11 protein-coding genes, 1 tRNA gene and 1 riboswitch are annotated in these 12,417 nt (G+C 71.9%); of the genes, 6 read left to right on the top strand and 6 right to left on the bottom strand.

What is annotated here, in order from left to right; translation table 11 throughout:
- Nucleotides 1-255 precede the first annotated feature (255 nt).
- Complete coding sequence (locus tag IFT51_RS11945) at nucleotides 256-885, bottom strand: DNA-directed RNA polymerase subunit beta (RefSeq protein ID WP_192061310.1); 630 nt, start codon at nucleotides 883-885, stop codon at nucleotides 256-258.
- Between the two features lie 96 nt (nucleotides 886-981).
- Here IFT51_RS11945 and IFT51_RS11940 point away from each other — a divergent pair.
- Nucleotides 982-1,054, top strand: a tRNA-Lys gene (locus tag IFT51_RS11940).
- A 295-nt stretch (nucleotides 1,055-1,349) separates the two neighbouring features.
- Here the strand turns inward: IFT51_RS11940 and IFT51_RS11935 are convergent.
- Nucleotides 1,350-2,318, bottom strand: coding sequence for an aldose 1-epimerase family protein (locus tag IFT51_RS11935; protein ID WP_192061309.1), 969 nt, complete (start codon nucleotides 2,316-2,318; stop codon nucleotides 1,350-1,352).
- Nucleotides 2,315-3,205 carry a DeoR/GlpR family DNA-binding transcription regulator gene (locus tag IFT51_RS11930; protein WP_371740780.1) on the bottom strand — a complete coding sequence of 297 codons (891 nt, stop codon included), beginning with the start codon at nucleotides 3,203-3,205 and terminating at the stop codon, nucleotides 2,315-2,317. The genes IFT51_RS11935 and IFT51_RS11930 overlap by 4 nt, the downstream gene beginning before the upstream one ends.
- Nucleotides 3,206-3,284: 79 nt before the next feature.
- Here IFT51_RS11930 and galT point away from each other — a divergent pair, with 79 nt between their 5' ends.
- Nucleotides 3,285-4,388 carry a galactose-1-phosphate uridylyltransferase gene (gene galT, locus IFT51_RS11925; RefSeq protein WP_192061308.1) on the top strand — a complete coding sequence of 368 codons (1,104 nt, stop codon included), beginning with the start codon at nucleotides 3,285-3,287 and terminating at the stop codon, nucleotides 4,386-4,388.
- Nucleotides 4,385-5,590, top strand: a complete 1,206-nt coding sequence (gene galK, locus IFT51_RS11920; RefSeq protein WP_192061307.1) for a galactokinase — start codon at nucleotides 4,385-4,387, stop codon at nucleotides 5,588-5,590. Before galT ends, galK begins: the two co-directional genes overlap by 4 nt.
- A 188-nt stretch (nucleotides 5,591-5,778) precedes the next feature.
- Here galK and IFT51_RS11915 read toward each other — a convergent pair whose 3' ends face one another.
- Nucleotides 5,779-6,687 carry a bifunctional methylenetetrahydrofolate dehydrogenase/methenyltetrahydrofolate cyclohydrolase gene (locus tag IFT51_RS11915; RefSeq protein ID WP_192061424.1) on the bottom strand — a complete coding sequence of 303 codons (909 nt, stop codon included), beginning with the start codon at nucleotides 6,685-6,687 and terminating at the stop codon, nucleotides 5,779-5,781.
- Nucleotides 6,688-6,860: 173 nt separating this feature from the next.
- Nucleotides 6,861-8,138 carry a serine hydroxymethyltransferase gene (gene glyA / locus IFT51_RS11910; RefSeq protein WP_192061306.1) on the bottom strand — a complete coding sequence of 426 codons (1,278 nt, stop codon included), beginning with the start codon at nucleotides 8,136-8,138 and terminating at the stop codon, nucleotides 6,861-6,863.
- A gap of 38 nt (nucleotides 8,139-8,176) precedes the next feature.
- Nucleotides 8,177-8,262, bottom strand: a riboswitch (ZMP/ZTP riboswitch).
- An 80-nt stretch (nucleotides 8,263-8,342) separates the two neighbouring features.
- Here glyA and clpS point away from each other — a divergent pair.
- Nucleotides 8,343-8,651, top strand: a complete 309-nt coding sequence (gene clpS, locus IFT51_RS11905; RefSeq protein ID WP_192061305.1) for an ATP-dependent Clp protease adapter ClpS — start codon at nucleotides 8,343-8,345, stop codon at nucleotides 8,649-8,651.
- Nucleotides 8,648-9,214, top strand: coding sequence for a DUF2017 family protein (locus IFT51_RS11900; protein WP_371740778.1), 567 nt, complete (start codon nucleotides 8,648-8,650; stop codon nucleotides 9,212-9,214). Before clpS ends, IFT51_RS11900 begins: the two co-directional genes overlap by 4 nt.
- A 39-nt stretch (nucleotides 9,215-9,253) precedes the next feature.
- Here IFT51_RS11900 and IFT51_RS11895 read toward each other — a convergent pair whose 3' ends face one another.
- The gene (locus tag IFT51_RS11895) at nucleotides 9,254-9,436 is read right to left on the bottom strand and encodes a PspC domain-containing protein (RefSeq protein ID WP_192061304.1); all 183 of its coding nucleotides are present in this window, start codon (nucleotides 9,434-9,436) and stop codon (nucleotides 9,254-9,256) included.
- 250 nt (nucleotides 9,437-9,686) lie between these two features.
- On the opposite strand from IFT51_RS11895, the gene IFT51_RS11890 reads away from it, so the two are divergent.
- Nucleotides 9,687-11,798: a protein kinase gene (locus tag IFT51_RS11890; protein WP_192061303.1), complete on the top strand. Its 2,112-nt coding sequence runs from the start codon at nucleotides 9,687-9,689 to the stop codon at nucleotides 11,796-11,798.
- The last annotated feature ends 619 nt before the right edge of the window (nucleotides 11,799-12,417 follow it).

Genomic DNA, 12,417 nt, shown 5'->3' with positions numbered 1-12,417 from the left:
GCCGGATTGGGCGAGTTTGCGGGCGATGCACGACTGGTGATGTCGGCTTCAGCCGGAAGAGGTGCCAGGCCGCAGAAACGCCTCTCGGCGCGAGGCCGCTCGAAGCGGCTAAATTTGGAGCCCGGGGTTACTGCGGCCCGGCGAGAATCGATGTTACCCGCTGTCTCGGGCATCCGCCTCGACGTTCGCCGGGTGCGAAATCCGCGACCTGATGCGCCCGCCGACTTGCATCGGGCGGGTGGCGCGAGGCAGGGGTCAGTCGAGACTGTCGGTGCGCCAGAGGTGGGCGCAGGCGACGAGGTCGACGGCGAGTTCGGAGAGCCGCAGTGCCCGGCGGGTCAGGTCGGAGGCGTGGTCGGAGCCGATCGAGTCGTGGTCGTCTGCGAGATTCGTGGCCCCGGCGGAGGCGAGGCGGCAGAACGCCGCCCCTCGCTCGAGCGCCGTCGCGAAGTCGCCGACGAACACGCCGCGGAGGATGAGGTCGGCGAGTTCGAGGATCTCCTCCGGGCTGGCCGGCGCCGGGGCACCCGCGACGATGGGGTCGATGGTCGACGACGACTCGACGCCGCGCTCGAAGAGGAACGTGATGTCGGCCGGGTTCTGCCGGATGACCGCCCGCACGAGGTAGATGCGCCAGAGGGCGCCGGGCAGGGTGTGCGCCCCGGCGTGGGCCCACAGCTCGGCGACGGCGTCGATGCCGTGGAGGTCGGTGTAGCTGACGAGGCGGTCGAGGATCTCGGGCGACGGGTCGTCTTTGACGCGGGCGACGAGCGCCGCGGCGGACTCGTGGGCGACGCGGTTGATCGTCGCCGGGTCGTCTCCGCCTTGAAAGGCCTCGAACTCGGCGCCGGAGAACTGGGTGGGGCGGTGGAAGTCTCTTGGCATCGCCTCAACGATAGGCGCGACCCCTGACACTCACTCCCCCGGCGGGGCGTCCGAGCGACGACGGCGCCGCGCATGATCCCGTATTGTTGTCGCCGAGGGCCTCTAGCTCAGTTGGTAGAGCATCGGACTTTTAATCCGCGGGTCATGGGTTCGAGCCCCATGGGGCCCACTCTTCTCCGGCGTCGAGGACGGCGCTCCGCCAACTGCGTCACGCCTGTGCGCCGCACCCCACCGTCGGTGACGGACCGCACCCCCGGCTCCGAGGCGCTGGGCGTCGGGACCGGGGGCACGATGCACCGGGCGGGCGAGGCCGCCATTCGGATCAGGAAAAGAGCGGCCACCTGCGTTACCCGGCGACTGTCGTCCGGTAACCAGCCGGACGATTCACGGTATCGCGCTTTCTCATACAAGGAAACGATCTGCGTGAGAGTGCGCAAACAGGACAGCCTCTCAGCGGATCGGGGTCAAGCGCGGGTCCGCCGAATGCCCCACCGGGCCGACCAGGTCTCGCCTTCGTCGAGCCAGACGAGCCCCTCACCCGTCGCCAGGGCGTTCGCGGGAGCCGTCATCGGCTCGGCGGCGACCGCGAGCCCCATCACGCCCCCGCGGGGGAAGTTGCGAGGCGTGAAGACCTGCACGAACGGGAAGGCCTCGTCTTGCCAGAGCTCGGTGGCCCAGCCGTCGGGGGCCGTGAGGCGGGTCCGGCGGATGCCGGCGTCGTCGGGAGCGATGTCGCGGTAACCGGTGTCGAGATCGAGGTCGCCGACGAGCGGCCCGCCGGTGAGGTCGTACTCGGTGCCGGCGACCGGCGCCGTACCCGTCGGGATGCTGCGATCGTCGACCTCGGACCGGGTGGCCGCGTCGAGCGTCACCCGGAGCGTCGCCGGGTCGTGGTCGCCGACCCGGAGGAACGGATGGGCGCCGACCGCGAACGGCGCCCTGCCCCGACCCACGTTCGCGACGGTCTGCGTGACCCGCATGCCGTCGACGACCAGCTCGTGCCGCACGGTCAGGTCGAGCTGGAACGGGAACCCGTGCTGCGGGTGGACGGTCGCCCCGAGGGTCACCGCATGCCGCTCGACGACGAGGGGCCGGTAGGCCGTGTACCGCAGCAGGCCGTGAGACGCGTTGCCCTTCGAGGGCTCGGTGAGATCGAGCTGCTGCACGACGCCGTCGAGGGTCCACCGGCCGCCGTCGACCCGGTTCGGCCACGGGAACAGCGTGATGCCGCAGGCGGACGGCGGGGTCTCGTCTTCGGCGAAGGTCTCGGTGAGGGCATGCCCGTCGACCGACAGCGCCCGGATGCCCGCTGCGACCTCGGTCACGATCGCGCCGACCTCGTGCCCGGCCTCGTCGAGCGACAGGCGGTATTGCGCACCCGTGGGCGGATGGATGGTCGCCGGGCGGGGGCCCTCGCTGGATGGCTCGGTCATGTCGCGTCTCCTGTCTCGTCACCCTCAGGGCGGTGATGGCCCTCGTGGCGATGGCCGCCATCGTCACGCGCCGCCGCGTCGTCGTCCCGATCGGCCTCGATCACTGTGAGACCGGCACCTCGGAGTCCGCTGATCTCAGCACCCGACGCCCCGGCCGTCACGAGCGCCTCGAAGGTGTCGAGGGGAGCGATGACGCCGAGGTGCGCCTCCCCCAGCTTCGCCCCGTCGGCGACCAGATACGACCGCCGCGCGGTCTGCGTCATCAGCCGCTTCAGATCGGTCTCGGGCAGGTTGACGTTGGTCGCCCCGTGCGCGGCGTCGACGCCGGTGCAGCCGATGAAGGCGACGTCGGCCGTGATGCTCGCGAACACGCTGGTCGCGAGCGGGTTGACCAGCGAGTGCTGCAGCGGCCTGAGCGTGCCGCCCGACACGATCACCGTGAAGCGCGGCACCGCCTGCTCGAGCGCGAGCGCGATGGTCAGACCGTTGGTCACGACCACGACGTCGTCGAGGTCGTCTCGCTCGAGCAGCGCGAGGGCGATCTGGGTGGTCGTCGTTCCGACGTCGATGACGACGCAGTCGCCGGACCGGACCAAGGAGGCGGCGGTCACCCCGATGGCCCGCTTGGCCTCGATGCCGACCGAGCTCTCTTCTTCGAACGGGCGCTCGACGACCGGCCTGTCGAGGGACAGCGCACCCCCGTGCACGCGTGAGAGCAGACCGTCGGAGGCGAGACTCTCGAGGTCGGTGCGGATCGTCACCTCGGAGAGGCGGAATTCACGGGCGAGCTCGGCGGTGCGGATGAAGCCGCGCCGACCGACCAGGTCGGCGATCCGATCACGGCGGCGACCGGCCGGCAGCTGCTCGTCGATCGGGTTGGCGTTCACCCCGTCATTTTCGTATGCTTTCAGGTGCTTTCGCAACTGCAAATCCCGCGGTGCGAGGCACGACCGAGGAGGCTCCCCCATGGCGTCGATCGCCACCCGCACCACGGTGCTCGCCGACGGGCGTGAACTCATCTACTTCGACGACGCCGACACGACGCTCGGCCCCGACCGCAAGGCCGACGCCCGCGTGCTCGACCCGCGCCCCGACACCGCGACGATGCGACAGGACGTCCTGACGGGCGACTGGGTGTCGATCGCGGCGTCACGGCAGAACCGCGTGTTCCTGCCCCCGGCCGAGCTCGACCCGCTCGCCCCGGCGTCGCCCACCAATCCGTCCGAGATCCCCGACGTCTACGACGTCGCGGTCTTCGAGAACCGCTCGCCCTCGTTCGGCCCCCTGCTCACCGACGACCAGGCGCCCGAGGGCGTCGACGACCTCGCCCGCCTCGGCATGGGGCGCACGCGCCGCAGCGTCGGCCGCTGCGAGGTCGTCTGCTTCAGCCCCGAGCACGAGGGCTCGTTCGCCGAGCTCAGCGAGTCGCGTGCCCGCACCGTCGTCGAGGCGTGGGCGCACCGCACCGAGGCGCTGTCGGCGCTGCCCGGCATCGAGCAGGTCTTCCCGTTCGAGAACCGCGGCCAGGCGATCGGCGTCACGCTGCACCACCCGCACGGTCAGATCTACGCCTACCCGTACATCACGCCCCGCACGCTGGGTCTGCTGCGCAGCATCGAGTCGTACGGCCCGACGCTGTTCGCCGACCTGCTCGACTCCGAGCGCGAGGGCCCGCGCGTCGTGCTCGCCGGCGAGCACTTCACGGCGTTCGTGCCCTTCGCGGCCCGCTGGCCGATCGAGATCCACCTGCTGCCGCATCGTCACGTGCCGGACTTCGCGGGGCTGACCGGCGACGAACGCGACGAGCTCGCGATCATGTACCGGCGCCTCCTGCGGGGGGTCGACGCCCTCTACGGCGACCCCACCCCGTACATCTCGGCCTGGCACCAGGCTCCTGTCAACGTGGGCCGCGACACCGTGCGGCTCAACCTGCAGATCACGTCGCCGCGACGAGCCGAGAAGCGGCTGAAGTTCCTGGCCGGCTCGGAGGCGGCGATGGGAGCCTGGATCGGCGACCTCGTGCCCGAGGCCCAGGCCGACCTGATCAGAGAGGCGATCGAACGCGCATGACCGACACCACCACACCCCGAGGGTTCTCCGACGTCTTCGACACCGAGGTCGTCGGCCGCTGGTCGGCCCCCGGCCGCGTGAACCTCATCGGCGAGCACACCGACTACAACGACGGCTTCGTGCTGCCGTTCGCCATCGACCGACGCACCACCGTGACCGTCGGCGTCCGCACCGATCGCCTGCTCCGCGTCTCGTCGTCGTTCGAGGCCGGCGTGCACGAGATCTCGCTCGACGCCCTCGACCCGGCGTCGATGTCGGGCTGGTCGAGCTACGTCTTCGGCATCGCCTGGGCGCTGCAGGTCGCCCCGACCCGTGCCGAGTCCCCCGCGTTCAGCGCCGCCGGCGGAGACCTGTCGGGTGTCGACCTGTCGACCGCCACGGGTCTCGACCTCTTCGTCGAGTCCGACGTGCCCGTCGGCGCCGGCCTGTCGTCGTCGGCCGCCCTCGAATGCTCGGTGGCGCTCGCCTTCGCCGAGCTCTGGTCGATCGACGTCAACCGCTCGACGCTCGCCGCCGTTGGTCAGCTCGCCGAGAACGAGGCCGTCGGCGCACCGACCGGCATCATGGACCAGTCCGCGTCGCTGCTCGGGCGGGCCGATTCGGGCGTGTTCCTCGACTGCCGCAGCCTCGACGCCGACGTCGTCGAGCTGGGCTTCGCCGCCGCCGACCTCGAGGTGCTCGTGGTCGACACGAAGGTGGAGCACGCGCACGCGACCGGCGGGTACGTCGATCGCCGCGCCTCCTGCGAGAGAGGGGCCGCAGCCCTCGGCGTCTCGTCGCTGCGTGATCTCGACGCCGACGACCTCGCTCGTGCCGAGCAGGTGCTCGACGACGAGACGTTCCGCCGCGTGCGCCACGTGGTGACCGAGAACCAGCGCGTGCTCGACACCGTCCGCACGCTGCGGACCGACGGCGCCCGCGCGATCGGGCACCTGCTCGACGCCTCGCACGTCTCGATGCGCGACGACTTCGAGATCTCGGTGCCCGAGCTCGACCTCGCGGTCGCCACCGCCCAGGCGTCGGGTGCCCTCGGCGCCCGCATGACGGGCGGCGGCTTCGGCGGCTCGGCGATCGCGCTCGTGCCGACGGAGGCACGCGCCGCGGTCGAGCAGGCCGTCGTCGCGGCCTTCGCCGAGGCGGGCTTCGCCGCCCCGACCGTCTTCACGGTGAACGCCGACGAGGGCGCGCGCCGCGACGCCTAGCGCGCCAGCGCGCCAGAAGGTGGACACGACGCCGGGTTTAAACCTGGCGTCGTGTCCACCTTCTGGCGTCGTGGGGGATCAAGCCGCCACGAACTCGACACGCCGCCACCGGATCGCGTGGCGTCGTGTCGAGTCTGTGGCGTCGTGGTCCGGGGGCGACGGGCGCCGGGCGCCGCGCGCTCGGCGGATCAGCGCTCGGCGGCCTCGACCACGTTCTTCAGCAGCATGGCGCGCGTCATCGGCCCCACCCCTCCCGGCACCGGCGACTGGAACCCGGCGACCGACGCGACCGCCGGGTCGACGTCGCCACGCAGCCGGTACCTGCCCGTCTCGTCGTTCAGCACGCGGGTGATGCCCACGTCGATCACGGCGGCCCCGGGTGCGACCCAGTCGGGCTTCACGAGCCCCGCGACGCCGGCGGCCGCGACGACGATGTCGGCGCGACGCACCTCGGCGGCGACGTCGGCCGTGCGCGAGTGGGTCAGCGTCGCCGTCGCCTCGAGCCTCGTCAGCAGCAGCCCGAGCGGGCGCCCCACCGTCAGCCCCTGGCCGATGATCGTGACGTGCCGCCCCGCGATCGGGATGTCGTACGCCGTCAGCATCTCGACGATGCCGCGCGGTGTGCAGGGCAGCGGCGTGTCGATCGACCCCTTGCCGCCGGGCACCGCGAGCACGAGCTCGCCGAGGTTGACGGGGTGCAGTCCGTCGGCGTCCTTCGCCGGGTCCATCAGCTCGAGCATGGCCGTCGGCTCGATGCCGGCGGGCAGCGGCAGCTGGATGATGAAGGCGGTGACCGCGGGGTCGGCGTTCATCGTCTCGATGGCGCCGCGGATCTCGGCCTCGCTCGCGGTATCGGGCAGGTCGATGCGGATCGACTCGATGCCGACCTCGGCGCAGTCGCGGTGCTTGCCCGCGACGTACGAGAGCGACCCCGGGTTCGCGCCGACGAGGATCGTCCCGAGCCCCGGGGCGATCCCCCGCGCCTTCAGCGCCTCGACCCGCACCCTCAGGTCGTCTTTCACCGCCGCGGCGAGCGCCGTCCCGTCGATGCGGATCGCGGTCGACTCGTCACCGGCGACGAACCGCTCGCGAGGCACGACCGGCGCGTCGAGCACCGGCACCTCGGCCGTCGGCACATCAGCGGTCGGCACGTCGGCCGCCGCACCGGCGGTCGGCACATCAGCCGTCGGCGCATCAGCGGCCGGCACGTCGAGCACCGGATCGACGACGTCTCCCGAGGAGGCGCGGGTCGACCCGGTCGCGCCCACCGTCACGCGTAGAGGGGGAACGCGTCGGTCAGCGCCTTGACCCGTGCCGCGAGGGCCGCGATGTCGGGTTCGGGCATCAGGGCGAGGGCGATGATGTCGGCCACCTCGGTGAACTCGGCATCGTCGAAGCCGCGTGTCGCGAGGGCCGACGTGCCGATGCGCACGCCCGACGTCGTCATCGGCGGACGAGGATCCCACGGGACGGAGTTGCGGTTGACGGTGATGCCCACCTCGTGGAGGAGGTTCTCGGCCTGCTTGCCGTCGACCTCGGAGGCCCGCAGATCGACGAGCACGAGGTGCACGTCGGTGCCGCCGGTGAGCACGTCGACGCCGGCCGCCTGCGCGTCGTCCTTCATCAGGCGGGCGGCGAGCAGCTGAGCGCCGCGGATCGTGCGCTCCTGGCGGTCTTTGAACTCGGGCTCGGCGGCGAGCTTGAACGCCGTGGCCTTGGCCGCGATGACGTGCATCAGCGGGCCGCCCTGCTGGCCGGGGAACACGGCCGAGTTGAGCTTCTTGAACAGCGGCTCGTGGTTCGAGAGGATCACACCCGAGCGCGGGCCGGCGAGGGTCTTGTGCACGGTCGACGAGACGACGTGGGCGTGGGGCACGGGCGACGGGTGCAGGCCCGCCGCGACGAGACCCGCGAAGTGGGCCATGTCGACCCAGAGGTACGCGCCGACCTCGTCGGCGATGGCGCGGAACGCCTCGAAGTCGAGCTGACGCGGGTAGGCCGACCAGCCGGCGATGATGACCTTCGGCTTGTGCTCGATGGCCTGACGACGGACGACGTCCATGTCGATCAGGTAGGTCTCGGGGTCGACCTCGTAGGCGACCGCCTTGTACATCTTGCCCGAGAAGTTCAGCTTCATGCCGTGGGTCAGGTGACCGCCGTGCGACAGCTCGAGACCGAGGATGGTGTCGCCGATGTCGGCCAGCGCGGCGAGCACCGCGGCGTTGGCCTGCGCGCCCGAGTGGGGCTGCACGTTGGCGAAGTCGGCGCCGAACAGCGACTTGGCGCGCTCGATGGCGAGGTTCTCGGCGACGTCGACGAACTCGCAGCCGCCGTAGTAACGGCGACCCGGGTAGCCCTCGGCGTACTTGTTGGTCAGCACGGAGCCTTGCGACTCGAGGACGGCGCGGGGCACGAAGTTCTCGGACGCGATCATCTCGAGGTAGTCGCGCTGTCGGCCCAGCTCCTGCTCGAGCACGGCGGCGATCTCGGGGTCGACGACCGAGAGCGGCTCGTTGAAGGTCGACGGGAGTTTCTGGTTGACGGTCATGGGACTGCTCCTCGGCACACGGGACGGACGGGATCTGGTGTCGTGGCCCAGGCGTACGGCCACCAACCGTGTGTCAGTCGCTCCCCGATGGTCGACCATCTGAACGCCAGTCGCGACCGCCCCAGCATAACGCGACCGCCCGGCACCGGGTAGGCCCCGGGCGCCGGGCGACCCCACGACGGCCGGGCGTGACACCCTGGTGAGGTGAGCACGACCCTCGACGAAGAACGCACCGGCACCCGGGCCGAGGCCGACCTGCGCCTCCTCGGGGCCCCCGACACCCCGTGGGTGACTCTCGTGTGGGACGACCCGGTCAATCTGATGTCATACGTGACCTATGTCTTCCAGACCTACTTCGGCTACCCGAAGGCACGCTGCGAACGCCTGATGATGCAGGTGCACACGAGCGGCAAGGCGACGGTCGCGACGGGGCCCCGCGAGCAGATGGAACGCCACGTCGAGGCTCTGCACGACTACGGCCTGTGGGCGACCGTGTCGAAGGCCGACGAGTGAAGCTGCCGTTCCGTCGCGAGCGCGGCGGCGACGACGTGCTGCTCGAGCTGCCCGAGCACGAGCGCGCGCTGCTGATCGACCTGACCAGGCAGGTGGTGCAGCTGCTCGAGCACGGTGACGCCGACGATGCCGCCGTCGCGCGCCTCCTGCCGTCCGCCTACCCCGACGACGCCGAGGCCGCCTCGGAGTTCAGACGGTTCACCGCCGACGATCTGACGAATCGTAAGATCGCGAACGCCCGCGTCGTGCTCGCGACCCTCGCCGACCGGCCGCTCGAGCCGTCGGGCGACGACACCGGCCCGACGACCGCCGACACGGAGCCGAGGAGGCGCGGGTCGAGACCGCGCGGACCTCGCCCCGACGAGCGCCGGCTCGACACCGCCGCCCAGCAGGCGTGGCTGCGGAGCCTGACCGATCTGCGGCTGACCCTCGGAACCCGCCTCGGCGTCACCGACGAGGGGATGCCCGACGACGCCGAACCGCACCTCCGCGCGATGCTCGCCGTGTTCGACTGGCTCGGCTACCTGCAGGAGTCGCTGCTGCAGACGCTCACGCGTCGCTGAGCGGGGTCGGCCTGGCCAGCGCCACGCGGCAGGTCGCGCCTACTTCTCTTTCGGGAACAGCACCCAGAGCACCACGTACAGCAGCACCTGGGGCCCGGGCAGCACGATCGACAGCACGAAGAGCAGTCGCACGAAGAACGGGCTGAGGTTGAAGCGGTTGGCGAGCGCGGCGCAGACGCCGGCGATGACCTTGCCGCGGCGGGGACGAGTGAGGGTAGCCATGGATCGAGCATGGCATCGACCACCGACAGAGGTCCAGCACGCCCGATGGGTGTGAGTCGCGTCGTCTCCACAGCGTGATCAGCGTCGTCTCCGCGGCGTGCGTCGCGTCGTCTCCGCGGCTTGCGTCGCGTCGTCTCCACAGCGCCCCGCGCCGCGCGCATCCCGGTGCCGGTGCGGTCAGTACGATGAGGGGTGGAACGGTCGGGCGCGGGCCCGGATCGTCCGCACGGGGGTACACGAGGGGGAAGCAGTGGCGCAGTCGCGGTCAGGGGAGGCTCTCGGTGCGTCCTATCGACTCGTCGAGCTGATCGGCACCGGCGCGGTCGGCGAGGTCTGGCGCGTCTCCGTGTCGCGAGCCGAGGTGACGCATGACGGCGCCGTCGACGGCGCCGCCGACGGCTCGCCTGCCGACGCTGCACCCGCCGACTCCGGCGAGGCCGCCGCCAAGCTGCTGAAACCCGAGCACGCCGACGACGCAGGCCTGGTCGAGCGGTTCGTGCGCGAGCGCTCGGTGCTGCTCTCGCTGCGTCACCCGAGCATCGTGCGGGTGCGAGACCTCGTGGTCGAGGGTGACCGTCTCGCGATCGTGATGGACCTCGTGCCCGGCGGCTCGGTGCGCGATCTGCTCGCCGCGTCCGGTCCGCTGCCCGCTCGAGACGCCCTGAATCTCGTCGCCGAGGTCTTCGACGCCCTGGCGGCCGCGCACGCACGCCAGGTCACGCACCGCGATGTGAAGCCCGACAACGTGCTGCTCTCCGAGCCGTGGCGCCCCGGTCTGACCGGTGCCGTGCGGGTGAGCGACTTCGGCATCGCCTCGGTGGTCGACGAGAAGCTGAGGCAGACCACCGGGCTGCTCGGCACGCCGCAGTACATGTCGCCCGAGCTGATCAGTCAGGGTCGCTCGGGTGGGCCCGGCGACGTCTACGCCACCGGTGTGATGCTCTACGAGCTCCTCTCGGGCCGCACGCCCTTCGCCGGGCCCGGCACCGATTTCACGGTCGCCTACCGTCATGTCACCTCGACTCCCCCTCCCCTCGACGTGCCGGCCGATCTGTGGGCTGCGCTCGAGTCGGTGCTGTCGAAGGACCCTGCCGCACGCCCGTCGGCCGCCGACGCGGCGAGCTCGATGCGTCGGCTCGCAGCGGCCCACGCCGAGCTGCCGGCACTCGCACCGGTGGTCGCACCCGAGGGCTTCGACGACGTCGAACGGCCGGCGACGATCGTCCGTGGTGCGGCGGCCGGGTCCGCCTCGCCCGACACCATCCCAGGAGGCGCGAGCCGGTCCCCCGGGGCGGCCGGCGACCCCGACGCGGCCGGCTCCGACGCGGCCGCGGCCGCCCTCGCCGAGCCCCGACCCGACCTCGGCACAGGTGGCTCGGCCACGATCGTGCGGCCGATGCCCCGTCGCGTGGCACCGCCGACCCGTGCGGCCGCGGCGGCTGAGACCGCCACCCCCGGGTGGCGACCCGTCTGGCTCACGAACAAGGTCGCGGCGTTCGCCGGGCTGGGCGTCGTGCTGATCGCCGCGCTGGTGATCGGGCTCGTCGTGCTGCTGCCGGGCGACTCCCCCGCCGAAGAGACCCCCACCTCCCCCGATGCGGCCACGGCCAGCCAGCGCGACACGGCGCTGCCGACGGGGCTGTCGATCGTCCGCGACGCGAGCTACGACCCCGAGGCGGGCACCGTCTCGGTGACGATCGCCTACGCCGCGCAGAGCGCCCCGCTGACCGGCCCGCTGCTCGAGGTGCTGCCCGCGGCCGCCGACGGCGACGGCTGCCCGCCCGTCACCTGGACGGGAGCGACCGGCACCCGGAACCAGCCCTCCGTCACCGGGGTGACGGTCGACTGCGGCTGGTCCCTCACGGGGGTCGAGGTGCCCGCGGGCGGTCAGGTCGAGGTCGAGGCGACGCTCCCGGCGGAGTTCGCCGACGCCACGGCGCTCGACGCCTGGCTCGATGCGGCAGCGGCGGCGACGACCGAGGCGACCGGTGACGAGACCGTGACCGGATCCGCGTATCCGGCGCAGCGCCTCCTCGGGGTCCAGGTCGTGACGCCGTCGCGCACGGTCAGCCAGACGCCGCTGACCGTCACCCTCGTGCCCGTCTGGGCTGGCGGTCCCGACGAGCTGAACCCGCTGTACTCGAGCCCGAGCACCGGGTCGCCGTCGCAGATGCTCGTCGACGTTGCGGGCGGCGAGGAGGGCGTGCGGTTCGCCGACGGCTGCGGCGGGGCGCTGGCGGTGTCGTCCGACGGGCTCGTGGTCACGGCGCTGTCGATCGCGCCCGCGTGCGTGCTGCGCGCCACGGTCGGCAACTTCACGAACCTCGAGAGCTCGCCCTTCAGCATCACGACTCGCGACTAGCCGTCGGTCCGCCCGGCCGGCCGGCGTGCGTGCGCGGGTCGCCCCATCGAGTGGTCAGAAAACGCCCTTCACCGCCCGCGGAAGGACGCTTTCTGACCACTCGACCCCGCGCCCGCGCCGCGCCCCAGCGTCGCCACCCCACTCGAGTGGTCAGAAAACGCCCTTCGCGGCCCACGGAAGGACAGTTTCCGACCACTCGACCCCGCTCCCACCCGCGACCGCCCCACCCCGGCATCGCCACCCCACTCGAGTGGTCAGAAGACGCCCTTCGCGGCCCGCGGAAGGACAGTTTTTGACCACTCACCCCGCTCCCACCCGCGACCGCCCCACCCCGGCGTCGCCGACGTCGCCACCGCACTCGAGTGGTCAGAAAACGCCCTTCACGGCGCGCAGGAGGACACTTTCTGACCACTCGACCCCGCGACCGCGCCCACGTCGGCAGAACACCTGAGTGGTCAGAAGACGCCCTTCACGGCGCCCGGAAGGACGCTTTCTGACCACCCTCGATCCGGCTGCGTGCGGGCGCACCCCAGCACGCCGAGCGGAGCACGCCCAGCGCACCTCAGCGCACCCCAGCGCACCTCAGCGCACCCCAGCACGCCCCGGCCCGGCACGCCGG

This window comes from Frigoribacterium sp. CFBP 13712 (assembly GCF_014842255.1).
GTDB lineage: Bacteria > Actinomycetota > Actinomycetes > Actinomycetales > Microbacteriaceae > Frigoribacterium.
Note: the sequence above shows the minus strand (reverse complement) of the source record. Positions and strands in the feature narration are given on the sequence as shown.

Bases quoted from the DNA above. Each gene is read 5' to 3' on its own strand.
- IFT51_RS11945 (WP_192061310.1), bottom strand. From the start codon at position 885: ATGCCAAGAGACTTCCACCGCCCCACCCAGTTCTCCGGCGCCGAGTTC.
- IFT51_RS11935 (WP_192061309.1), bottom strand. From the start codon at position 2,318: ATGACCGAGCCATCCAGCGAGGGCCCCCGCCCGGCGACCATCCATCCG.
- galT (WP_192061308.1), top strand. From the start codon at position 3,285: ATGGCGTCGATCGCCACCCGCACCACGGTGCTCGCCGACGGGCGTGAA.
- galK (WP_192061307.1), top strand. From the start codon at position 4,385: ATGACCGACACCACCACACCCCGAGGGTTCTCCGACGTCTTCGACACC.
- glyA (WP_192061306.1), bottom strand. From the start codon at position 8,138: ATGACCGTCAACCAGAAACTCCCGTCGACCTTCAACGAGCCGCTCTCG.
- IFT51_RS11895 (WP_192061304.1), bottom strand. From the start codon at position 9,436: ATGGCTACCCTCACTCGTCCCCGCCGCGGCAAGGTCATCGCCGGCGTC.